This is a genomic window from Actinoplanes sp. NPDC000266 (genome assembly GCF_042899005.1).
Lineage (GTDB): Bacteria > Actinomycetota > Actinomycetes > Mycobacteriales > Micromonosporaceae > Actinoplanes.
Window position 1 is genome coordinate 306,687 of the sequence record NZ_JBIAZI010000009.1, and the last position, 22,529, is coordinate 329,215.

Sequence of the window (22,529 nt, forward strand, 5' to 3'; positions counted from 1 at the left end):
CACACCCTCGCTTGATCATCCTTTTGGCCAGGTCGAGTTTCGTCCGTTTCGCAGCCCCTCCGCCGCTGAGTCCTCCTCATACGGTTATCTCGTGACTTACCGGGGGAAAACGCTCATGACGGTCTTCATCGCCGTCCTCCTGTCTCTGGCGGCGCCGGCCTTCGCCCAGGGCTCCGACGCCATGCCCAGCTTCAACGGCACGGTCCTGGCCGTCGCCTACTCCGGCAACATCGTGTACGTCGGCGGCGACTTCACCGCCGCGATCGTCAACGGGAAACCGGTCGCCCGGGGCCGGCTGGCCGCGATCGACGCCCGCAAGGGAACGCTGCTGCCGTGGTCGCCCGCGGCCGACGGCCGGGTGAAGGCCCTCGTCGTCAGCGGTCAGTCGATCTACGTGGCCGGCGACTTCGCCACGGTCAACGGCGTGAAGCGTGACAGCCTGGCCCGGCTCGACATCGGGTCCGGCACCACGCACAGCACCTTCAAGCACTCGATCAGCGGCCGGCCCCTGGCCGCCTACGCGGCGCACGGCCGCCTCTACCTGGGCGGAACGATCACCGCGGTGGACGGGCAGGCCCGCGGCCGGCTCGCGGCCTTCAACCTGAACACGGGCGCCCTGGACAAGCGCTGGCTGCCCACGGCCGACGACCAGGTGGAGACGATCGCGGCGGGCGGCGGCCGGGTGTACGTCGGCGGCAAGTTCCACCGCGTCAACAGCGTTCCCGGCTACGACCGGCTGGCCGCCCTCGACCCGGCGTCGGCCGCGCTGGTCACGACCTTCAAGCCCAAACCCCCGGTCATCACGTACGCCCTGGCGGTCACCGCCGACACGGTCTACTCCGCGCACGGCGGCCAGGGCGGCCGGATCAGCTCGTACACGCACGCCGGGGCGCTGCGCTGGTCGGCCACGTTCGACGGCGACGCCCAGGCGGTGACGGTGCTGGGTGACACGGTCTACGCCGGCGGCCACTTCGACCGGGCGTGCAGCACGGCCCGCACCGGAGCCCAGGGCTCATGCGTCGACGGCGCCGACAACCGGGTGAAGCTGGCCGCCCTCTCGGCCGCCGACGGTCACCTGCTCGACTGGACGGCCGACGCCAACGGGGTCGAGGGCGTCCTGGCCCTGGCCGCCAACCCGCGCCTGAAGGCGATCGCCATGGGAGGCGCCTTCACCACCGTCGAGGGCCGCCAGCAGAAGCGTTTCGCCCAGTTCAGTTAGCTTTTCTCCCGGCAGCGCGGGGCCGCACCCATCGGGCGAGGGGTGCGGCTTCGTGCTGCCTGTTCAGGCGTCGCGGCTCAGGCCTTGCAGTCGTGCGAGCGGTTCCAGGCGGCCACGGTTCCGACCGGGCTCTTCTGGCCCTTCTCGCGCCACGAGTCGAGGAACGTCGCCGGCCAGATGACCCCGCGGCGAACCTTCCAGTCGCCGACCTTGGCGCACGGCGGCGAGATGCCGTAGTGCAGATGGCAGACGCCGTTGGCGTTTCCGGTGTGGCCGACCTTGCCGAGCAGCTGGCCGGCGGTGACCCGGACGCCCTTGGTGATGCCGCTCTGGACCTTGCTCAGGTGCGACCCGTAGTAGCGGACGCCGTCGTCGCCGAGCAGCGACACCGACAGGCCTCCGTTGTTGGGCCCGTCGGGCGACCCCCTGACGTACACATCCTTGAGACTGATCTCCAGAACGACGCCGCTGGTCGTGGCCACCACCGGCTCGCCACAGTCGGCGAAGATGTCGGTCGCCGGATATTTCGAGTGGGTCGGGTGGTAGTCGACATTTGACGCCTTGACCGGAAAGACGTATTTCACCGTCTTGGGAGCCGCGGTGGTCGGCGCTTTCGTCGACGGAGTCGTGGCCGGCGCCGCGGCAGTGGGTGCGGGCCCGGAACTGGGCGCGGCCGCCACGGGAGGAGCGGCCGCGTCGGCGCCCACACTCGCGCTCGCCGTCACCTCGGGCTCGATGAACTGCGGCGTCGCGGTCACCGGCGGCGAGCCGGTCACACTGCCGCAGCCGGCCAGGCAGACGGCCAGGACGGTCAAACCGGAGAGGGCACGGAACAAAGGCACCGGGCCATCCTGGCAGAAGTGCCCCCATCCTGCCGACCAGCCTGTGGACGACGGCGTCGCCTGTGGATAACCCGCTCCGCCCCGGCGAGGGTGGATAGGCTGGCATTCACCGGCGGCCGGGTGCGCGTCCGGTGCCTACGCTGGAGGTGAGCGGTGACCGACCCGAACGACCCGAACCCTCGTCCCGCCGAGCCGTCGCTTCCCGCGCCGCCGCAGGCCGCGTTCGAGCCGGCCGGGCCGGTGCCCGCTTATGCCGCGTCACCTGAGCCCTTCCGGCCTTCACCATCCGGCCCTTACGCGCGGGCTTCCCATGGCGCGCCGTTGCCGCAGGCCGGGTACGCGCAGTCCGGCCCGCAAGCCGGGCACCCGCAGGCTGGGTACCCGCAGCCCGGTCCGCAAGCCGGGCACCCGCAGGGTGGGTACCCGCAGTCCGGTCCGCAAGCCGGGCACCCGCAGGGTGGGTACCCGCAGTCCGGCCCGCAAGCCGGGCACCCGCAGGGTGGGTACCCGCAGCCCGGCCCGCCGGCCGCGCGCTCGCAGCCCCACGTCCGGGGTTCGGGGCTCTTTCCGGGACCGTCCCGGCCCACCTATCGCGAGCCGCATCCCGTCAACGCCGGTCCGCTGCTGTCCGGGATCGGCTCGGCCGCGCTGTGGATGGTGCTCTTCGGCACACTCGGCCGCGACCTCGCCAGTTATGCGTGGTGGACGATCGTGGCCGCCGTCAGTGCCTGGGCCGTCGCCCTCGTCCTGACCTACCTGGGTGACCGGGGCGTCGCCGTCGGGGTGGCCCTCGCCTCCGGTCTGGGTCTGTCGGTAGCCCTCGCCTTCGTCGGCGGCCGGTGGATCACCACCCAGGACTGGCCGCTGTGGTGACCGTTTTTGTCCGATCTTGACCGGCTTGTCGGCGACCGGATGTGCCTTCGTAGTTGCGGTGCGCACTTGGCCTTGACGAACGGTTTGTGGTCGGCGAATCTCGGCTTCATGGCCCCCTCACCGCCCCGGCTCGACCCCGATCGGCGCCGCCGTCGTCTCGAGTTGCTGGCAGCTCTCGCGAGTGCGAAATCGGCCCGGGAGAGCACCCAGCCGCAAAGGCTGCGCCGGGCGCGTCTGCGGGAGCTCATCGCCATGCGTCGTCGCCTGGTGAACTGACGTTTGACCCGACTTCGCCCGCCGTCAAGGCGTGGCGCGCCGCACCCGCCGTTCTTCCCGCTACCGTCACTCGCTGAAGACAAAAGTCGCGTGGGGGGAAAGTTGTCGACATTCGCTGCCGCCGTAGCTCGGGGCAAGAACGGGTGGACGGCGTCCGAGCTGGACCTGAGCGGTCTGGCCGACATCGACGAGGTCGTCGACGCGCTGCGGGACGTGGAGCCGGACGCCGACCTGACATTGCTGTTCGTCGAGAGCGACGACCAATACCTCGCCGTCCTGCGCCTCGACGAGGGTGAAGATCTGCGGGTCTTCGGCTCCGACTCGGCGTTCGTGGACGAGTCGCGGATCGGCTCGCTGCTCCTCGGCGAGATCGAGACGCCGCCGGCCCTGGAGATCGACGATCTGGCCGCCGGTGAGGGCGACGAGGACGAGGACGACAAGCCGGCCGCCGATCCCGACGCCGACCCGGTCGGCGACGCCGATCTGCTCAACGACCTCGGCGTGAACTCGCACCGGCTGCTCGCGCTCTGCGGCAAGGAGGGCATGCTGCCCTCGGACGTGACCGCCGAGATCTGCCAGCGGATCGGCTGCGGCGACGAGATGGAAGAGCTGCGCGAGGCGTGAGCCTGGCCATCTCGCCCCGGCACGTGTCGTGGATGCGGCGCGCGCTCGAGGTGGCGTCCGCCACCGGCGACGACATTCCGGTGGGCGCGGTGGTCCTCGACGCCGACGGGGCGGAGCTGGCCGTCGGCGCCAACGAGCGGGAGGCCCGCGGCGACCCGACCGCGCACGCCGAGATCCTGGCCCTGCGCCGGGCGGCCGAGCGGGCCGGCAGCTGGCGGCTCAGTGGCTGCACGCTCGTGGTGACGCTGGAGCCGTGCACCATGTGTGCCGGCGCGCTCGTGCTGGCCCGGGTGTCCACGCTGGTCTTCGGGGCCTGGGAGCCGAAGACGGGTGCGGCCGGCTCGCTCTGGGACGTGGTGCGTGACCGCCGGCTCAACCACCGGCCGGAGGTCTACGCCGGGGTGCTCGAGGACGAGTGCGCCGCTCTGCTCCGCGGCTTCTTCGGCCGGGGTGCTGACGAGACGTACGGCTGAAAGCCGCGGCAGCGCGGGAAGCGCGATGCCGCGGCACTCAGATCAGGCGGCGCCGGCGATCGCGGTCTCGAGACCGATTTTCACCATGTCGCCGAAGCCCTGCTCGCGCTGGGCCGAGTCCATCTTGGCGCCGGTCTTGATGTGATCGCTGACGGTGAGGATGGTCAGGGCCTTGGCGCCGTAGCGGGCGGCGATGGTGTAGATCGCGGCCGATTCCATCTCGACGGCGAGCACGCCGTAGTCGGCGAGCGCGTCGTAGAGGTCCGGACGGTCGGTGTAGAACGCGTCGGCGGCCAGGATCGGGCCGACGCGGATCGGGGTCCCCTGACGCTCGGCGACCTCGACCGCGGTGCGCAGCAGGCCGAAGTCGGCCACCGGCGCGTAGTCGATGAGACCGTCGAAGCGGGACCTGTTCATGTTGGAGTCGGTGGCCGAGCCGATGGCCGCGATCACGTCGCCCAGCTGGAGGTCCGGCGCCAGGGCGCCGCAGGAGCCGATGCGGATGACGGACTTCACGCCGTACTCGTTGATCAGCTCGTGTGTGTAGATCGACGCCGACGGCATGCCCATGCCGGAGCCCTGCACGGACACGCGGACGCCCTGATAGGTGCCGGTGAAGCCGAGCATGCCGCGGACCTGGGTGTAGCACTTGGCGTCCTGCAGGAACGTCTCGGCGATCCACTTCGCTCGCATCGGGTCGCCGGGGAGCAGAACCCGCTCGGCGATGTCGCCCGGCTGCCCGCCGATGTGCACGCTCATCGGCGCGTCTCTTCTCGCTCGTTCATACCTCGGATACTGCCAGGTCGGGCGGGGTCTGCTCGGCAAAGGGGAACCCGGCTTCGAGCGTCGATCGGCGTCGGGTAACGTACTTCCCGGTGGTGTGTCCGAGCGGCCTAAGGAGCACGCCTCGAAAGCGTGTGAGGGTGCAAGCCCTCCAAGGGTTCAAATCCCTTCACCACCGCCAATGACCCGGCGGCTCCCTGCGGAGCCGCCGGGTTTTTTGCGTCCCCGGGCTCCCCTCGTTGGTCACGCTGCGTGCTGATGAATCAGTTTCATGTACGCCGAGTGAGGGCCCCCGGGAGAGGCTTTTCCAAGATCAGGTATCGTGCGCGTAACGACGCCGTTTCGGCCCTGGAGGGTCTCCGCCACCACCAGTGGCGATGACAGACCGTGATGACGGGGGAACGGCGCAAATATGGTGCCTGTTGCGCAAGTCACTAAGCCAAAAACTACCGGATCAGACAATGCGCTTTTAACCACCTGGTGAGAAAGTTTCACAAGATTGCCCAGCGCCGATACCTGTGAACTGTCCTAGATTTGACTGGTGAGAGTTGAGCATCACTGGTGGAATGGTGACGTCCGGCTCGCCCGCCGGGACGTCTACGTGCGCACCGACGGCGAGTTCTGGGAAGTCGAAGCTCAGATGGGCGGCCCGGACGGCAAGTCGAAGGTGCAGCAGTGCCCGGGTCGGGCTTCGGCCATGATCCTGGCCGACGCGTGGCGTGGCCCACGCTGGCAGTGGCGCAAGCTGTAAGGCGCCAGGAGCCGAGGCTGCGCCGCACCCGCTTGACATCACACGGCCAGCCGATCTTTTGAAATCGAGTCGGGCCCCCTTTTCGGGGTCCGGCTCGATTGCTTTCGTACGCCCGCACCGCTTGTCCGACGACAATTAGTTGATCGCTTCTAGGTTGGGTTGCCCACCACCGCCAGAAAGCGATCCCCATGCAGGCCACAGTCACCGATCACCGTTGCGACGTCGCCGTTCTCCATCTCAAGGGCGAACTCGACTCGGACACCGCCGGCCAGCTCCACGGGATCCTCGCGGATCTGCTGGAGCGTCCCGTACCGAAGATCGTCGTCGACCTCTCCGACCTCAAGTTCTGCGACTCGGTCGGCTTGAGCGCATTCATCACCAGCAAGCAGGTCATCTCCGCCCGCGGAGGTTGGCTGAGCTTCGCCGGCGCCAACCCGTTCCTCATACAGCTGCTGGAGACCGTCGGCCTGAGCCGTTACTTCGCCATCTTCCCCGAGGTCGACGACGCCATCGCGGCCGCGCAGCTCTGAGAAACGCCGAAGGGGCTGGACTCGATGAGTCCAGCCCCTTCAGCGTTGCTGGCGGAGGATACGAGATTCGAACTCGTGAGGGGTTTCCCCCAACACGCTTTCCAAGCGTGCGCCCTAGGCCACTAGGCGAATCCTCCGTGCGCCAGAATACAGAAGCTCCTCGCGGGCGTCGCACGGGTCCCCGGCGTACCGCCCGGCGCGGTTGGGTACGCTAGGGGCAAGCCTCTCGTGCGGCGTGCATCTCGTGAACCTCCCCAGGGCCGGAAGGCAGCAAGGATAAGCGGGCTCTGACGGGTGCACGAGGGGCCCTTTACGTTCCCGGGGCGCGACCCCGGCCACCCCAGCGGTACAGAGTTGGTTCTTGTCATACCCCCGACGGACAATGGCGCGGTCGTTGAGGAGGGGCTGGAGTGGCACTCGCGCTATACCGCAAGTACCGGCCGCGTACGTTCGCCGAAGTGATCGGGCAGGAGCACGTCACCGAGCCGCTGTCGCAGGCGCTGCGCAGTGGGCGGTTGCACCACGCCTATCTGTTCTCGGGGCCGCGTGGCTGTGGCAAGACGTCCAGCGCGCGCATCCTGGCCCGCTCGCTCAACTGTGAGCAGGGGCCCACGCCCGAGCCGTGCGGGGTCTGCGCCTCGTGCCGTTCGCTGGCGAACGACGGCGCCGGGTCGATCGACGTCATCGAGATCGACGCGGCCAGCCACGGTGGTGTCGACGACGCCCGCGAGCTGAGGGAAAAGGCGTTCTTCGCCCCGGCCAACAGCCGCTACAAGATCTACGTGATCGACGAGGCCCACATGGTCTCGTCGGCCGGCTTCAACGCGCTGCTCAAGCTCGTCGAGGAGCCGCCGGAATACGTGAAGTTCATCTTCGCGACCACCGAGCCGGAAAAGGTGCTCGGCACGATCCGCTCCCGGACACACCACTACCCGTTCCGGCTCATCCCGCCGGCGACGCTGAGGCCGTATCTCCAGCAGCTCACCGAGGCCGAGGGCGTCACGGTCGAGCCGGCGGTCTTCCCGCTGGTGGTGCGGGCCGGCGGGGGCAGCGCCCGGGACACCCTGTCGGTGCTCGACCAGCTGATCGCCGGCGCCGGCCCTGACGGCGTCTCCTATTCGCGGGCGGTTTCCCTGCTCGGCGTCACCGACGTCACGCTGCTCGACGAGATGTGCGACGCGATCGCGGCCGGCGACGGTGCCGCGGCGTACGCGACGATCGACCGGGTGGCCGAGGCCGGTCACGACCCGCGCCGGTTCGCCTCCGACCTGCTCGAGCGCTTCCGCGACCTGATCATCCTGCAGCAGGTGCCCGACGCGGTGTCCAAGGGCCTGATCGACGGCCCGGCCGACCAGCTCGAGTCGATGAGCGCCCAGGCGTCCCGGCTCGGTCAGGCGACGCTGTCCCGCTGCGCCGACATCGTGCACAACGGCCTGGTCGAGATGCGGGGCACGACGGCTCCCCGCCTCCTGCTCGAGCTGATCACCGCCCGCATGCTCCTGCCCGGCGCCGACGACTCGACGGGCGCGCTGCTTCAGCGTCTGGAGCGCATGGAGCAGCGGGTCACGCAGGGCGGTTTTTCGGCTGTACGTAGTGAGGACGCCCCCACAACCGCAATCGCGGGCGCCCCGCCGGCCGCCGCCCAGCCCGCCCCAGCGCAGGAGGCGGCCCCGGCCGCCGGTCCCGCCGACGGAGTAGGTGGCGGGGTCGGTGGCGGATTGTCGGCGGCCCGCGCCGCCGCGAAGGCGGCCGCGGCCCGGCGCTCGACTTCACCCGGCGCCCGCCCGGCGGTTCCGGCTGCGACCGCGGCGGCTCCGGCCCCTGCGGTTCCGGCCTCTCCTGCTCCTGCGGCTTCGGCCTCCGTTCCCGTCGCAGTTCCGGCCTCTGACGCTCCAACTGCGCCGGCGGCCGCGGGCGCATCGACGGGGGGCCCTTCCACGCCTGCGGCGGCACCCGTCTCGGCCTCTCCGGCTCAGGCGCCGGGCGGCTCTTCGGCCGCCGAGCCCGACTGGAACGAGGTGGCCGACGGCGGGTCCGGCGCGACGGCGGAGCACTACGACGACGAGCCGCCGTGGGACGACGAGCCCGAAATGCCCGAGCCGGTGACGGCCCGGCCGCAGGCGGACGATGCCGCGCGGTCGCCGCGGGTCGAGCCGGTCTCCGAACCGCCGGCGGCCGAGTCGGCTGTTCCTCAGGGGCGGGTCGAGCCGGCCGCGTCCGAGCGGCCGGTTGACCACGCCGAGGTCGAGCGGCGGGGTGAGCCGGCGGGAGTGTTGCCGGATGCGCCCGAGGAGCCGGGGGCCGCAGCGGTCGAGGCCGTGGCGGCCGGGCCGGGGCAGCCGACGGCCGAGGAGATCCGGCAGGCGTGGCACGACATTCTCGAAGAGGTGAAGAAGCAGCCGGGCGGCAAGGTGCTCCGGGCGGCGGCGATCAATGCCACCGTTCGGTCGGTCGACGGGCAGAGTGTGCTTCTCACGGTCGCGGCCGGGTCGCTTCAGCAGCGGATCGCCCAAGGGGCGCCGCTGATCGCCAACGCGCTGTACGAGGTCTTCGGCAACCGCTGGGAGGTGCGCTGCGAGATCGCCGGTGAGGGCGGCGCGGCGCAGGTCGCTCCGCCACGCGGCGGGCGGCCGCCGGCTCGTAACGAGAGCGGACCGGCCCAGCGCCCGGCGGTCGCCGCGCAGCGACCCGCGCCGGCGGCCCAGCCGGCCGCCGCGGCTCGCGAGCCGCAGAACAGGCGTCAGGCCGCGGCCGCGCCCGCCTCGTCCGACGACGACTGGCCAGAGCCGGTCAAACCGGGCGGGCTGGCGCCCCCGCCGCCCTCCACCGAGGTAGCGGCTGACGACGACTGGCCCGAGGTCAGCCCGATCGGCTCACAAGCGACGAACACCCGGCCAGACGGCGGAGACCCCACCTTCGCGCCGACGAGCCCGGTTGCTGGTCCCCCGGTCACGGCGACGAGTCCGGCGTCCGGTCCCTCCGCTGCGGAGGCGAGTCGGGCGTCTGGTCTCTCCGCTGCGGACGCGAGTCGGGCGTCCGGTCTCTCCGCTGCGGACGCGAGTGGGGCGTCTGGTCCCTCGGTTGCGGACGCGAGTCGGGCGTCTGGTCCCTCCGCTGCGGAGGGGAGTCCGGAGTCCGGTTCCACGGTCGCGGCGGCGAGCTCGGCCACGGGGCCCTCTGTCGCGGCGGGAGGTTCAGCTGATTGGCCCGGCGTGGCGGCGTTGGGTTCGGTTGAGTCGTCCGTGGCGGCGTCTGCGCCGGCTCGCGAGGCGGATCAGCCTGCCGTCGCCCCTGTGGGTGGCGCCGAAGCCGCCGGCCGGGTCGACGAGAACGACAGCGGCAGCCACCGAGGCGCGACCGCGGCCGGTTCCGGCGAAGCGGGGCTCAGCGCTGCGGCAGGGCTGGCGGTCCCCGGGGAGGCTGGGGGCGGGTCTGGTTCCGCGGCGGGCCCGGCCGTTTCCGGCGAGGCCGGAGGTGGGGGGCTCAACGCCGCGCGGGCGGCGGCCGCGCGTTCTGGAGGGCCCAGCGCGGTTGCGACCGATGCTCCGGCTGCGGGTGGGCCTGGGGTCGCCGCGCCGGCGCGGGCTGCTCGGAATGCCGGTGCCGGGCTCGCGGCGGCTCGGGCTGCCGCGGCCGGGGCTCGGGGCGGCGGTGGCGCTCGTCCGGCACCGGCCAAGCAGGCCTGGTCTGATGGGTCACCGACCGAGGAGGCTCCCTACGACCCGGAGTTCGACGGGCCGCCGAAGGTGGGTGGTGGGGGCAAGCCCAGCTTCGAGGGCTTCGACCCGGGGGACGAGCCGCTCGACGAGGTGCTCGACGAGAAGACCGCTCGGGAAAGTGGCGAGCAGATGGCCTTCCGTCTCCTCAAGGAGGCGCTGGGGGCCGAGAAGATCGGCGAGAGCTGACACCGCTGTGGCGCGTGGGGCCGGCGGTACGGGGCGGCTACGCTGGGCGGCGGTTACCCGGCGCCGCCGTCGGTTATTGACGGGTGTCGGGCTTTGACAGGTAGTGCGACGGGACTTTGAGGAGCGGTGCGATGCGCCCCGGTGGACAGCCGAACATGCAGCAGATCATGAAGCAGGCGCAGAAGATGCAGCAGCAGGTCGCTCAGGCGCAGGCCGAGCTGGCCGCGGCCGAGCTGACCGGCACGGCCGGCGGTGGGCTGGTCTCCGTCGTCATCACGGGGCTGGGCGAGTTCAAGTCGGTGAAGATCGACCCCAAGGCCGTCGACCCGGAGGACGTGGAGACGCTGGAGGACCTGATCCTCGCCGCCGTGCACAACGCCGCCGAGGCGCAGCGGGAGCTCACCGAGGAAAAGATGGGCCCGGCCACCGGCGGCCTGAGCCTGCCCGGGTTCTGATCGCGTGTACGAGGGTGCCATCCAGGACCTGATCGACGAGCTGGGGCGCCTGCCGGGCGTCGGCCCGAAAAGCGCCCAGCGCATCGCCTTCCACGTCCTCTCCGCCGACCCGGCCGACGTCAACCGGCTCTCCACCGCCCTGCGCAAGGTGAAAGAGCTGGTGCGCTTCTGCACGACCTGTTTCAACGTGGCCGAGTCCGAGCAGTGCCGGGTCTGCCGGGACCCCCGGCGGACCAACGAGGTCCTCTGCGTGGTCGAGGAACCCAAGGACGTCGTGGCCATCGAGCGGACCGGCGAGTTCCGGGGGCGCTACCACGTGCTCGGCGGGGCCATCAATCCGCTCGAGGGCATCGGGCCGGACAACCTGCGCATCCGCGAACTGCTGATGAGGCTGGGTACGGGCGAGGTGAAGGAGTTGATCCTCGCCACAGACCCCAACACCGAGGGTGAGGCCACGGCCACCTATCTGGCGCTGATGGTCAAGCCAATGGGGATCACTGTCACACGACTGGCAAGCGGTTTGCCGGTTGGCGGTGACCTGGAGTATGCGGACGAGATCACTCTCGGTCGCGCTTTTGAGGGCCGTAGAGCCGTATGACCACACATAACGTGATCGTATGATCACGGGGCGATAGCATTTTGGTCCGGATTGGCTCCTTGCAGCCCTTCTACACGGTAGTTTCCGATTGGTCGGCGCCGCAGGTCACGGTCACATCACGACGGGGACACGGAACTATTCGTGTGCGGTCAGTGAACTTGACCTGAAGCACCGCATTAGGTGAGTGTTCCTATCCGATGGCGGCACACCCGCCGTCGAGTGCCTTCGTGGCCGGAGTCTGATCTGACCCGGGCGACGAGGGTAGGCACTCGAGGCATGCGATAACCGATCGGTTGCCGTTCGCTGCGTGGGCCATCGTCCTCCGGTCTCACGGGTCCTCGCCGGGCCCTGCGCCGGGTGGCCGTGGACTCATGCACGTCCGGCCGCCGGGGAAGGACCGGCGCTTAGATGTCGCTTGGCCCAGAGGCGTCGGTCACCGACGAGACGACTCCGCCTACCGCCGACGCGGCCGAACGCCCGGGCGAGAAGGCGATCGCTGGACGATCGCTGAAGCAGATCGCCTGGCGTCGCCTGAAGAAGGACAAGGTGGCGATCGCCGGTGCGTGCGTCGTCATCTTCCTGATCGTCGTCGCGATCCTGGCCCCGCTGTTGATCAAATGGCTCGGCCACCCGACCGACGAGTATCACCAGGACAAGCTCGATCTCGCGACCGGAACCGGTCTGCCGCTGGGTCACCTCGGTGGCATCAGCTGGGACTACCTGCTCGGTGTGGAACCGCAGACCGGCCGCGACATCTTCAGCCGCATCATCTACGGCGCGCAGACCACCCTCACGGTGGCGTTCCTCTCCGCCTTCGTCTCGACCTTCCTGGGCACCCTCTTCGGCCTGGCGGCCGGCTTCCTGGGCGGCTGGGTCGACTCGGTGATCAGCCGTGTCATGGACTTCCTGCTCGCCTTCCCGCAATTGCTCTTCGCGATCGCCCTTCTCTCCGTCCTGCCCGACGAGTTCTTCGGTCTCGGTGATCGATGGTCGCGGGTGCTCGTGCTGATCGGCGTCATCGGCTTCTTCGGATGGCCGTACATCGGCCGGATCGTGCGGGGGCAGACGCTCTCGTTGCGTGAGCGTGAGTTCGTCGAGGCGTCCCGCAGTCTGGGCGCCCGATCGGGCCGCATCCTCTTCCGCGAGCTGCTTCCCAACCTGGCCGCGCCGATCCTCGTCTACACGACGCTGATCATCCCGACCAACATCCTCACCGAGGCCGCGCTGAGCTTCCTCGGTGTCGGCATCCCGGCGCCCAACCCCTCCTGGGGCGGCATGTTGTCGGACGCGACCCAGTTTTATCAGGCCGACCCGATGTACATGATCATCCCGGGTTCCGTCATCTTCATCACCGTGCTCGCCTTCAACCTGTTCGGTGACGGCCTGCGCGACGCACTCGACCCGAAGGCTCGCTGAGCTTTCCGGGGCGAAGTACCACCGCGGACCGGCCGGGTTCGCATTCGAGAAGGTAGGAGATCAGGTGGCACGCAAGACAAGGGCGCTGGCGGCGTCAGGCGTCGCCCTCGCGCTCGGGCTGACCACCGCCGCGTGCGGTGGCAGCTCGGACAGCAATAGCAGCAGCAGCTCGGACGGCAAGTCGGAGTTCAACGCGGCGACCACCAGCGTGGTCAACGCCAACACCAAAAAGGGCGGCACGCTCAACCTGTGGTCGTCGCAGGACGCCGACAGCTGGGACCCGGCGCGTGGCTACTACGCGTTCGTCTGGAACCTCAACCGCCTGTACACCCGCAAGCTGGTGGACTACGCCGCCAGCCCGGGCAAGGACGGCCTGAAGCTCCAGCCCGACCTGGCCGAGGCCGAGCCGACGATCAGCGCCGACAAGCTGACCTACACCTTCAAGCTGCGCAGCGGCCTGAAGTGGGACGACGGCGCCCCGATCACGTCGAAGGACGTCAAGTACGGCATCGAGCGCGTCTGGGCGACCGACGTGATCTCCGGCGGCCCGTACTACCTGCCGAACATCCTCGACCAGGGCCAGAAGTACCCCGGCCCGTACAAGGACACCGACCCCAACAAGCTGGGTCTGAAGTCGGTCACCACGCCGGACGACCAGACGATCGAGTTCAAGCTCGAGAAGCCGTACTCGGACTTCCTCTACCTGCTGGCCATGCCGGGCTCGGGCCCGGTGCCGCAGAAGCGGGACACCGGTGCGCAGTACGGCTCGAAGCCGGCGGCTTCCGGCCCGTACATGTTCAAGGAGATCAAGCCCGGCAAGAGCGTCTCCTGGGTCCGCAACCCCAACTGGGACCAGGCGACCGACCCGATCCGCAAGGCGCTGCCGGACGCGATCAACCTGACCATCACCACGAACGCCGATGACCTCGACAGCCGCCTGCTCTCGGGCACCGCGGACCTCGACGTCGGCCAGACCGGTGTCCAGGCGGCGGCCCGCACCAAGCTGCTGACCGACGCCAACCTGAAGAAGAACGCGGACGCCCCGAACACCGGCTTCCTGCGCTTCGCCGACTTCACGCCGGTCGCCCCGCTGAACAACCCCGACTGCCGCAAGGCCGTCATCTACGCGGCCGACCCGACGTCGATCCAGACCGCTCGCGGTGGCGAGTTCGCCGGTGGCGACATCGGCACCAGCATCCTGCCGCCGAACATCGCCGGCTCGGACGCGAACTACGACCCGTACAACCGCAAGCAGGGCAAGGCGCAGCTCGACAAGGCCAAGGAGGCCCTTGCCGCGTGTGGTCAGCCCAACGGCTTCAACGTGACGATCGCCGCCCGTAACAACCGGGCCGCCGAGGTCAAGACCGCCGAGGCGCTGCAGGCCGCGCTCAAGGCGGCCGGCATCACGGCCAAGATCGACCAGTACGACGGCGCGCAGGACTCCTCGATCGGCGGCTCGCCGGAGATCGTGAAGAAGCGCGGTTACGGCATCATCATCACCGGTTGGGGCGCGGACTACCCGACCGGCGCCGGTTACATGCAGCCGCTGGCCGACAGCCGGTTCATCACGAAGAACGGTAACTTCAACCGTTCCGAGATCAAGGACCCGGCGATCGACAAGCTGTTCGACGACGCCGCTGCCGAGACCGACCCGGACAAGGCCGCCGCGATCTACAGCCAGATCAACCAGAAGGTCATGGAGGGTGCGTACGTGCTGCCCTTCGTGGTCGACAAGGCGCTCAACTACCGCAACCCGCGGCTGACCAACGCCTACGTGCACGAGGCCTTCGGCATGCTCGACTTCCAGGCCCTCGGTACCAGCGACGGCAAGTGACGCTGTTCCACCCCAGTAACAACGGGTAATTCGAAGGGTTGGTGAAGGCCGCCCCCGGCGGGCGGGCATCGGTTCCGCGAGGATCTGATGCCCGCCCGTCTCTCGGCCGAATGTCGTGCTGGCATACATCGTTCGTCGCGTGATCAACGCGATCATCACGCTGCTCGTGGTGACCGCGGTCACCTTCGGCATCTTCTTCGCGATTCCGAAGGCCACCGGTAGTGATCCGGCGCTGCTCTATATCGGTAAGCAGTCGGACCCCGTGGCGATCGAGGGCATCCGGCAGAAGATGGGGTTCGACGACCCCATCTATGTGCAGTACGGCAAGTTCCTCAAGGGCCTCGTGGCCGGCCGGGACTACGCCAACGGCCCGGACGTCACCCACTGCCCGGCGCCCTGTTTCGGTTACTCGTTCGCGACCGACCAGGAAGTCACGCCGCTGCTGCTGGAGGACATCCCGGTCACCCTGTCGCTGGCTATCGGCGCCGCGGTCCTCTGGCTCGTCATCGGCATCTCCTTCGGCGTGATCTCCGCACTCCGAAGAGGCTCGTTCATCGACCGGGCCGCCATGACCACCGCATTAGCCGGTGTCTCGCTACCGGTCTACTTCACCGGTCTGCTCTCCACGGCAATCTTCGTCTATTGGCTGGGCTGGCTCCCTCAGGGTCAGTACGTGCCGTTCCTGGAGAATCCGGCCGACTGGTTCGTCAACCTGATCCTCCCGTGGGTCACGCTCGCCTTCCTGTTCGCGGCGACGTACGCGCGACTCACCCGGGCCAACATGTTGGAAACCCTGGGTGAGGACTACGTGCGTACGGCCCGGGCCAAGGGTTTGACCGAGCGGGTCGTCATCGGCAAGCACGCCCTCCGGTCGGGTCTGACCCCGATCGTCACCGTCTTCGGCCTCGACCTCGGCGCGCTGCTCGGCGGCGCCGTCCTCACCGAGACGGTCTTCAACCTCCGCGGCCTCGGCTACCAGGCTCTGCAGGCCATCCGCCAGAACGACCTGCCGATCATCCTCGGTGTAACGTTGATCGCCGCGTTCTTCATCGTCTTCGCGAACCTGATCGTGGACCTGGTCTACGGCTGGATCGACCCGCGCGTCCGGCTGGCCTGAGGGAGAGTCACGTGTCCATCGGCGCCACCAACGCCCGCCCGTTCCTCGAGATCAAAGATCTCAACGTCCGGTTCGAGACCGACGACGGCATCGTGCAGGCCGTCACCGGCTCGACGTTCAGCCTGGAGAAGGGACAGACCCTCGGCATCGTGGGCGAGTCCGGCTCCGGCAAGAGCGTGACCTCGCTGGCCGTGCTCGGCCTGCACCGCACCCGTAGCAACGCGAAGGTCTCCGGCGAGATCTGGCTCGACGACAAGGAACTCGTCACCGCCACCGACGAAGAGGTCCGCAAGCTCCGCGGCGGCAAGATGTCGATGATCTTCCAGGACCCGCTGAGCGCGATGCACCCGTACTTCACGGTCGGGTCGCAGATCGTCGAGGCCTACCGGGTGCACCACCCCGGCGTGAACAAGAAGGTCGCCCGCGAGCGGGCCATCGACATGCTCGCCCGGGTCGGCATCCCGCAGCCGGAGCGGCGCTTCAACGACTACGCCCACCAGTTCTCGGGCGGCATGCGGCAGCGCGCCATGATCGCGATGTCGCTGGTCAACGACCCGGCGCTGCTGATCGCCGACGAGCCGACCACCGCGCTCGACGTGACCGTGCAGGCGCAGATCCTCGACCTGATCCGTGACCTGCAGGAGGAGTTCGGCTCCGCGGTCATCATGATCACCCACGACCTCGGTGTGGTCGCCGAGCTCGCCGACGAGGTGCTCGTCATGTACGGCGGCAAGGTGATCGAGAAGGGCCCGGCGGTCGACGTCTTCCAGCAGCCGCAGCACCCGTACACCTGGGGTCTGCTCGGCTCGATGCCGCGCCTCGACCGCGAGGTCCGCGACCGGCTCAACCCGGTCAAGGGCACCCCACCCAGCCTGATCAACCTGCCGCACGGCTGCGCCTTCAACCCGCGCTGCCCGTACGCCGGGCGCAACGGCGACCGGTCCTTCACCGAGACCCCCGAACTTCGCGGCGACATCCACAAGGTCGCCTGTCACCTGCCGGCGGAAGAGCGCACCAAGATCTTCCAGCAGGAAGTGCTACCCAATCTCTGAGCATGGAGTGATTTAGATGAGCGAGAACCTGCTCGAGGTGAAGGGGCTGGAGAAGCACTTCCCGATCACAAAGGGCCTGTTCAAGCGCCAGGTCGGCGCCGTGCGAGCGGTCGACGGCATCGACATCGAGGTGCGGTCGGGCGAGACGCTGGGCCTGGTCGGCGAGTCCGGCTGCGGCAAGTCGACCACGGGGCGGCTCTTCACCCGCATCCTGGAGCCGACCAGTGGCACGATCACCTTCGAGGGTGAGGACATCAGCCACAAGTCGGTGACCCAGCTGCGGCCGCTGCGCCGCGACGTACAGATGATCTTCCAGGACCCGTACTCGTCGCTGAACCCGCGGCACACGGTCGGCTCGATCGTCTCGGCGCCGCTGCAGATCCAGAACATCCCGACCCCGCAGGGCCTCAAGAAGGCCGTGCAGGAGCTGCTGGAGCTCGTCGGCCTCAACCCGGAGCACTACAACCGCTATCCGCACGAGTTCTCCGGCGGCCAGCGCCAGCGCATCGGCATCGCCCGGGCGCTCGCCCTGCGGCCTAAGCTGATCATCGCGGACGAGCCGGTCTCGGCCCTCGACGTGTCGATCCAGGCCCAGGTGGTCAACCTGCTGGACGACCTTCAGCGCGAGTTCGACCTGACGTACGTCTTCATCGCGCACGACCTGTCCGTGGTGCGCCACATCTCGGACCGCGTCGCCGTCATGTACCTCGGCAAGGTCGTCGAGGTGGCGGAGCGGGACGACCTCTACAAGAACCCGCGTCACCCGTACACCGTGGCCCTGATGTCGGCGGTTCCGGTGCCCGACCCGGTCCGGCGCGACCGCGCCCAGCGCGACCGCGTGCTGCTCACCGGTGACGTGCCGAGCCCGATCAACCCGCCGTCCGGTTGCCGCTTCCGCACGCGCTGCTGGAAGGCGCAGGACATCTGCGCCACCGAGGAGCCGCCGCTGGTCACGCGGCTCGACGACCCGGCCAGCCACCTCACCGCCTGCCACTTCCCGGTGGTCGACGACGAGGCCGTCGTGGGTCGCCGTCCGGCGGCTACTCCCGCTTGATTCGTCCGTACGAGGAAAGGGCCGCTCCCGGCGAGGGAGCGGCCCTTTGCCGTTGTCCTAGTAGCGTTCGACCTTCTCGCAGTTGCCGATGGCGTCGCCGGCATCCGCGATGCAGTGGTCGCCGGTCCCGTCGCCCGCGTTGACGTGGTCGTCCTTGTCGCGGTCGTTGGTGTTGATCCGGTCGTTGCCGGCATCGCCGTAGAAGTAGTTCAGGCCGTCGGTGGCGGTGAGGTTGTCGTTGCCGCCGCCGCCGCGGATGACGTTGTTGCCGCCGTCGCCGTCCAGGTTGTTGGCGGCCGCGTTGCCGGTGATCCGGTCGTTGCCGGCGCCCCCGTAGACATCCTCCACGTCGGCGCCGACGGTGTCGCGCTCCCCGGCCTGCCCGTCGTCGCCGGCGGCGCCGTCCAGGTCGATCGTGAGCGGCCGGGTGTAGGCGCCGTAGTTCACGGTGTCGCGGCCCGGCCCACCGAGCAGGGTGTCCGCGGCCACCGGGTACATGTCGAGCTGCTCGTCGCCGTAGAGCATGTCGTTGCCGGCGGCGCCGCTGACATAGTCGCGTCCCGGGCCGCCGCTGAGAATGTCGTCGCCCGCGCTGCCCGCGACCACGTCGTTGCCGGGACCACCGGCGAGCCAGTCGCGCCGTGCCGTACCGATCAGACGGTCGTTGCCGAACCCGCCGATGATGCCTTCGACCGAGGCGCCGATGGTGTCGTGCTCGCCGGCCCGGCCGTCGTCACCGCGGACGGCGTCGGCATCGGCCACGACCGGCTTTGTGATCCATTCGTAGCTCACGAAATCGAGTCCGGTGCCCCCGATGAAGGAGTCCGCGTCCGCTCCCGGCGAGTCATCGGTGTGCCGGATCTCGTCGTCACCGGGTCCGGCGTCGAAGATGTCGTTGCCCAGGCCGGCGAAGAGCATGTCGTTGCCGTTGCCGCCGTACACCCGGTCGTTGCCGCCCTGGTCGTCGATGACATCGGCTCCGTTGCCACCGTAGAGCTTGTCGCCGCCGTCGCCGCCGCGGACGCTGTCGTTGCCATCGCCGCCGGAGAGCGCGTCGTTGCCGTCGTGGCCCTCGATGTTGTCGTTGCCGCCCATGCCCCAGATCGCGTCGGTGCCGGCGTCACCCTCCAGCAGATCGGCGCGCGAGCCGCCGGTGAGCCGGTCGGCGCCCGCACCACCGCGCGCGGTGATGGCGACGTCGGTCCGGTTGACCAGTGTGTCGTTCTTGGGGCCGAACTGGACCCGGATCCGGGACGGGTCGACCTTCAGGGCGCAGCGCACCTTCGTACCGTCGACCTTGGCGCAGCCGGCCCCGGCCGTGATCCCGACGACGTCGTCGACGGTGATCGTGCGGCCGGAACGGGTGATCGACACGTTGTGGGCCCGGCCCGAGTTGTCGACCATGGCCACGACCGACTTGTCCACGACATACACCGTGCCCTTGGCGGCCGCGTCGGCCGGGAGGGCGACCATCACGGTCGCCGCCACCGCGGCGCCGCCGAGGACGGTGGCCGCGACCCGCTTCGTCAGCTTCACGACGCCTCGCAGTACAGGACGGTGTCGCCGCTGCCACGCTCGCACTGGTCGGTGCCCACGCCGCCGTTGACCGAGTCGCGGCCGGCGCCGCCGATCAGGAGGTCGTTGCCGGCGTAGCCGTTGATGACGTCGTTGCCGGCCTCGCCGTAGAGGTAGTCGGCGCGGGCCGTGCCGATCAGCCGGTCGTTGCCGGAGCCGCCCATGATGGCCTCGACCGAGGTGCCGATCGTGTCGCGTTCGCCCGGCACGCCGTCGTCGCCGCGCACGGCGTCGGCGTCGGCCGTCACCGGCTTGCTGCGGAAGACGTACGAGACAGTGTCGAAGCCGGCGCCACCCACGAAGGCGTCGGCGTCGGCCCGGTCCGGGTTGTCGTTCTGGGAGAAGTGGTCGTTGCCGGCGCCGCCGTCCTCGATGTCGTTGCCGAGGAAGCCGTTGAGCTCGTCGTCGCCGTTGCCGCCGTACAGCCGGTCGTTGCCCCAGCCGCCGATGAGCACGTCGTTGCCGTCGCCGCCGGAGAGGGCGTTGGCGCCGTCCGGGTCGCTGATGTCGTCGTTGCCGCCCAGACCCCAGATCGCGTCCGAGCCGGCGTTGCCGTCGATGATGTCGCGCTTGGGGCCGCCGGTGATCCGGTCGTTGCCGGCCCCGCCGTTCGCGGTCATCGACAGGTCGGTCCGGTTGACCAGGATGTCGTTGTAGCCGCCCAGGACCACGCGGAGCCAGGTCGGATTGACCTTGAGGGTGCAGCGGGCCTTCGTACGGTCGCCGCTGACGGCGGCGCAGCCCTTGCCGGCCTTGACCGGCACGGAGTCGTCGACCGTCACGGTGCGGCCGGAGCGGGTGATGCTGACGTTGTGCCGGGCCGTGCCGAGCTGGGACACGTAGGCCACGATGGACGACCGCTCGACGGCGACGGTGCCGATGTAGGTGGCGGCCTGGGCCGGCACCGCGATGGCGCCGACGGAGAGGACGGCCGCCACGGGGAGAAGGATGCGGGCCGGCCGGGGGAAGCGACGCATGTGCACCTCTGGATGCGAAGAGGGGAAAAGAGGGCGGCCCCGCGTGGGACCGCCCTCTTCAGGAAAAAACTCAGCGTCAGCCGAGAACGTCTTCCTTGGCGCGGATCGCGTCCACGTCGAGGGACGGCCGGCTCTTGTTGCCCTTGGCGGACAGGTCGCTGGAGATCTGCTCGCAGCTGATGAACTTGTCGCCGTCGTAGTCCTGCGAGCAGAAGTCGGTGCCCGCGGCGCCGTTCAGGGTGTCGACACCCTCCTCGCCGGCCAGGTAGTCGTTACCGGCGCCGGCGCCGATCACGTCGTTGCCGGGACCGCCGAGCAGGAAGTCCGTGCGGGCCGTGCCGACCAGCACGTCGTTGCCGGCGCCGCCGAGGATGGCCTCGATCGTGCCGCTGATGGTGTCCTTCTCGCCGGCCGCGCCGTCGTCACCCTTGACGCCGTCGGCGTCGGCCCGGATGCCCTTGGTGCGGTAGTCGATGCTGTAGTCGACCGCGTCCTCGCCGGCGCCGCCGATCAGGACGTCGGCGTCGGTGCCCGGTGCGTACTGCAGGAGCTGCAGGAAGATGTCGTCGCCGTTGCCGCCGTCCTCGATGTCGCCGCCGGCCTGGCCGCCCAGGACGTCGTCGCCGTTCGAGCCGTAGAGGCGGTCGACGCCGGCCGCGCCGTCGAGGATGTCGTCGCCGTTGCCGCCCGAGAGGGCGTCGTTGCCGTTGCCGCCGACGATGGTGTCGTTGCCGTCCTGGCCCCAGATGGCGTCGACGCCGTCGTTGCCCTGGAGGCTGTCGGCCTTCGGGCCACCGTAGATCTTGTCGTTCCCGGCGCCCCCCGCGACCGTCGAGCTGAGATCGGTCTTGTTCAGGAAACTGTCGTTCCCGTCGAGCAGGCTCGCGATGATCCAGGTCGGCTTGACCTTGAGGGTGCAGCGGATCTTCGTCTTGTCGCCCTTGACCGCGCCACAGCCGGCGCCGGCCTTGATGGCGGTGGTGGTGTCGTCGACCGTGATGGTGTTGCCGGAACGGGTGACGATCACCTGGTTGGTGCGGCCGGCGGCGGCGACGTACTGCACGCGGCTGCCGTTGACGACCTTGACGACGCCGGCGGCGGTCGCCGCGTCGGCCGGGATGGCCAGCCAGCCGACGGCCGCGACGCCGATGGCGCCGACCGTGACGACCGCGGCGCGCGCGGGCTTCTTGCCGATCTTCATGAGGTCTCCTTGGAGCATCCGCGTTGCGAGGCTCCGAGAGCATAGGACGGTACGGACCCGTTCTGCTGCCCCGTACCGGCCTTGAAGATCAGCCTTCCGGACGATTTAGGATGCCCGATACGACGATGTGGATCGCTTCGGCGTCGGCCGGGTCCTTGAGCGTGGCCTTGGCGCCGGTGACCGTGTACCACTCCTCGGCGTCCTTGTACTGGACCCGGACCACCGCGTCGGCGCCGGTCAGCTCGGTGCGCAGGGTCAGATCGCCGGTCACGACGCCGACCTCGTCGGTCATGACCCCACCGGGGCCGGCGACGATATCGGTAGTGAGCTCGGGCATCAGCACTTCCTCAACATGTCGTCGAGCGCGGACTTCTCCTTGTCGGTGACCGTGAGTTTCCACTTGGTCTTCACGGCGATCCAGTCTTTCGCATATTCGCACCAACTGCTGGTTTCGGACGGTTTCCAGGTCGACGGGTCCTGGTCGCCCTTGGACCGGTTCGAGCTGGCCGACACCGCGATCAGCTGCGGGTCGTCCAGGTCGTTGGCGAAGTCGCCCCGCTTGTCGGTCGTCCACTTCGAGGCGCCCGACCGCCAGGCGTTGGCCAGCGGCACCATGTGGTCGATGTCGACCTTGGTCGGTGAGTTGAGGACCTGGCCGTCGTAGAAGCTGGTCCAGGTGCCGGCCACGACGTTGCAGCCGGAGAACTTGACGTTGCGGCCGTCGCGCTTGAGCACCGAGTCGCGCACGTCGCAGTTCGACCCGGTGTCGCGCCAGTGCGGGAACTTCTCCCGGCTGTATCCGGCCATCGAGCCGGCCTTGGCCACGGTCAGCTTCGCGAGCTGGGCCGAGGAGTTGGCGGACCCGGGCTTGGAGGTCGGTTCGCCCGTGTCGGAGGGGGAGACGGAGACGGGCTCGCAGGCGGTCAGCGCGAGCAGGGCGGTGGCGAGAGCAAGCGGGATGCGAGGGGACACAT

Annotated in this window: 21 protein-coding genes, 2 tRNA genes, 1 other RNA gene and 1 pseudogene; 17 read left to right on the top strand and 8 right to left on the bottom strand. The window is 69.4% G+C overall.

Annotation, left to right across the window (positions count from 1 at the left end):
- The first annotated feature begins 91 nt into the window (after positions 1 to 91).
- Positions 92 to 1,219, top strand: a complete 1,128-nt coding sequence (locus tag ACFY36_RS34480) for an outer membrane protein assembly factor BamB family protein (RefSeq protein ID WP_499750097.1) — start codon at positions 92 to 94, stop codon at positions 1,217 to 1,219.
- A 77-nt stretch (positions 1,220 to 1,296) separates the two neighbouring features.
- On the opposite strand, the gene ACFY36_RS34485 is transcribed toward ACFY36_RS34480, so the two are convergent.
- Positions 1,297 to 2,061: a M23 family metallopeptidase gene (locus tag ACFY36_RS34485; protein WP_499750098.1), complete on the bottom strand. Its 765-nt coding sequence runs from the start codon at positions 2,059 to 2,061 to the stop codon at positions 1,297 to 1,299.
- 555 nt (positions 2,062 to 2,616) lie between these two features.
- Here ACFY36_RS34485 and ACFY36_RS34490 point away from each other — a divergent pair.
- The 4 genes and pseudogenes from ACFY36_RS34490 to ACFY36_RS34505 all read left to right on the top strand — a co-directional run.
- A pseudogene (locus tag ACFY36_RS34490) lies at positions 2,617 to 2,934 on the top strand (hypothetical protein); the annotation flags it as partial.
- 72 nt (positions 2,935 to 3,006) lie between these two features.
- The gene (locus ACFY36_RS34495; RefSeq protein WP_499750099.1) at positions 3,007 to 3,210 is read left to right on the top strand and encodes a hypothetical protein; all 204 of its coding nucleotides are present in this window, start codon (positions 3,007 to 3,009) and stop codon (positions 3,208 to 3,210) included.
- A 102-nt stretch (positions 3,211 to 3,312) separates the two neighbouring features.
- On the top strand, positions 3,313 to 3,834 hold the full coding sequence (locus ACFY36_RS34500; protein ID WP_499750100.1) for a tRNA adenosine deaminase-associated protein: 522 nt from the start codon (positions 3,313 to 3,315) through the stop codon (positions 3,832 to 3,834).
- Between the two features lie 32 nt (positions 3,835 to 3,866).
- Positions 3,867 to 4,307, top strand: a complete 441-nt coding sequence (locus ACFY36_RS34505; RefSeq protein WP_499750232.1) for a nucleoside deaminase — start codon at positions 3,867 to 3,869, stop codon at positions 4,305 to 4,307.
- A 42-nt stretch (positions 4,308 to 4,349) separates the two neighbouring features.
- Here the strand turns inward: ACFY36_RS34505 and deoD are convergent, their stop codons facing one another.
- Complete coding sequence (deoD, locus tag ACFY36_RS34510) at positions 4,350 to 5,066, bottom strand: purine-nucleoside phosphorylase (protein ID WP_498655915.1); 717 nt, start codon at positions 5,064 to 5,066, stop codon at positions 4,350 to 4,352.
- Positions 5,067 to 5,181: 115 nt separating this feature from the next.
- Here deoD and ACFY36_RS34515 point away from each other — a divergent pair.
- From ACFY36_RS34515 to ACFY36_RS34525, 3 genes are all read left to right on the top strand, one after another.
- A tRNA-Ser gene (locus ACFY36_RS34515) sits at positions 5,182 to 5,271 on the top strand.
- Between the two features lie 360 nt (positions 5,272 to 5,631).
- Positions 5,632 to 5,841: a hypothetical protein gene (locus ACFY36_RS34520; protein ID WP_097317499.1), complete on the top strand. Its 210-nt coding sequence runs from the start codon at positions 5,632 to 5,634 to the stop codon at positions 5,839 to 5,841.
- Between the two features lie 188 nt (positions 5,842 to 6,029).
- The gene (locus tag ACFY36_RS34525) at positions 6,030 to 6,371 is read left to right on the top strand and encodes an STAS domain-containing protein (RefSeq protein ID WP_499750101.1); all 342 of its coding nucleotides are present in this window, start codon (positions 6,030 to 6,032) and stop codon (positions 6,369 to 6,371) included.
- A gap of 49 nt (positions 6,372 to 6,420) precedes the next feature.
- Here ACFY36_RS34525 and ACFY36_RS34530 read toward each other — a convergent pair.
- Positions 6,421 to 6,508, bottom strand: a tRNA-Ser gene (locus ACFY36_RS34530).
- 81 nt (positions 6,509 to 6,589) lie between these two features.
- Between ACFY36_RS34530 and ffs the strand changes: the two genes are divergently transcribed.
- The 9 genes from ffs to ACFY36_RS34575 all read left to right on the top strand — a co-directional run bounded on the left by ffs (position 6,590) and on the right by ACFY36_RS34575 (position 17,802).
- An RNA gene (gene ffs / locus ACFY36_RS34535) (signal recognition particle sRNA small type) lies at positions 6,590 to 6,684 on the top strand.
- A gap of 97 nt (positions 6,685 to 6,781) precedes the next feature.
- A complete protein-coding gene (locus ACFY36_RS34540; protein WP_499750102.1) occupies positions 6,782 to 10,276 on the top strand; it encodes a DNA polymerase III subunit gamma and tau in 3,495 nt (1,164 codons plus the stop codon).
- A 155-nt stretch (positions 10,277 to 10,431) separates the two neighbouring features.
- A complete protein-coding gene (locus ACFY36_RS34545; RefSeq protein ID WP_218854085.1) occupies positions 10,432 to 10,731 on the top strand; it encodes a YbaB/EbfC family nucleoid-associated protein in 300 nt (99 codons plus the stop codon).
- Between the two features lie 4 nt (positions 10,732 to 10,735).
- Positions 10,736 to 11,329 carry a recombination mediator RecR gene (gene recR, locus ACFY36_RS34550; protein ID WP_498655913.1) on the top strand — a complete coding sequence of 198 codons (594 nt, stop codon included), beginning with the start codon at positions 10,736 to 10,738 and terminating at the stop codon, positions 11,327 to 11,329.
- A 408-nt stretch (positions 11,330 to 11,737) separates the two neighbouring features.
- Positions 11,738 to 12,745, top strand: a complete 1,008-nt coding sequence (locus tag ACFY36_RS34555; RefSeq protein WP_499750103.1) for an ABC transporter permease — start codon at positions 11,738 to 11,740, stop codon at positions 12,743 to 12,745.
- A gap of 64 nt (positions 12,746 to 12,809) precedes the next feature.
- Positions 12,810 to 14,579: an ABC transporter substrate-binding protein gene (locus ACFY36_RS34560; protein ID WP_499750104.1), complete on the top strand. Its 1,770-nt coding sequence runs from the start codon at positions 12,810 to 12,812 to the stop codon at positions 14,577 to 14,579.
- A gap of 115 nt (positions 14,580 to 14,694) precedes the next feature.
- Entirely contained in the window at positions 14,695 to 15,696 is a 1,002-nt protein-coding gene (locus ACFY36_RS34565; RefSeq protein WP_499750105.1) for an ABC transporter permease, read from the top strand.
- A gap of 11 nt (positions 15,697 to 15,707) precedes the next feature.
- A complete protein-coding gene (locus ACFY36_RS34570) occupies positions 15,708 to 16,748 on the top strand; it encodes an ABC transporter ATP-binding protein (protein ID WP_499750106.1) in 1,041 nt (346 codons plus the stop codon).
- A gap of 16 nt (positions 16,749 to 16,764) precedes the next feature.
- Complete coding sequence (locus ACFY36_RS34575; protein WP_499750107.1) at positions 16,765 to 17,802, top strand: ABC transporter ATP-binding protein; 1,038 nt, start codon at positions 16,765 to 16,767, stop codon at positions 17,800 to 17,802.
- 57 nt (positions 17,803 to 17,859) lie between these two features.
- Here ACFY36_RS34575 and ACFY36_RS34580 read toward each other — a convergent pair whose 3' ends face one another.
- From ACFY36_RS34580 to ACFY36_RS34600, 5 genes are all read right to left on the bottom strand, one after another.
- On the bottom strand, positions 17,860 to 19,338 hold the full coding sequence (locus tag ACFY36_RS34580) for a calcium-binding protein (protein WP_499750108.1): 1,479 nt from the start codon (positions 19,336 to 19,338) through the stop codon (positions 17,860 to 17,862).
- Positions 19,335 to 20,354 (bottom strand): calcium-binding protein, encoded by a 1,020-nt coding sequence (locus ACFY36_RS34585; RefSeq protein ID WP_499750109.1) that lies wholly within the window; start codon positions 20,352 to 20,354, stop codon positions 19,335 to 19,337. The genes ACFY36_RS34580 and ACFY36_RS34585 overlap by 4 nt, the downstream gene beginning before the upstream one ends.
- Positions 20,355 to 20,430: 76 nt before the next feature.
- A complete protein-coding gene (locus ACFY36_RS34590; protein WP_499750110.1) occupies positions 20,431 to 21,555 on the bottom strand; it encodes a calcium-binding protein in 1,125 nt (374 codons plus the stop codon).
- Between the two features lie 88 nt (positions 21,556 to 21,643).
- Positions 21,644 to 21,892 (bottom strand): hypothetical protein, encoded by a 249-nt coding sequence (locus tag ACFY36_RS34595; RefSeq protein ID WP_499750111.1) that lies wholly within the window; start codon positions 21,890 to 21,892, stop codon positions 21,644 to 21,646.
- Positions 21,892 to 22,527, bottom strand: coding sequence for an HNH endonuclease family protein (locus ACFY36_RS34600; protein WP_499750112.1), 636 nt, complete (start codon positions 22,525 to 22,527; stop codon positions 21,892 to 21,894). Before ACFY36_RS34600 ends, ACFY36_RS34595 begins: the two co-directional genes overlap by 1 nt.
- Positions 22,528 to 22,529 lie beyond the last annotated feature (2 nt).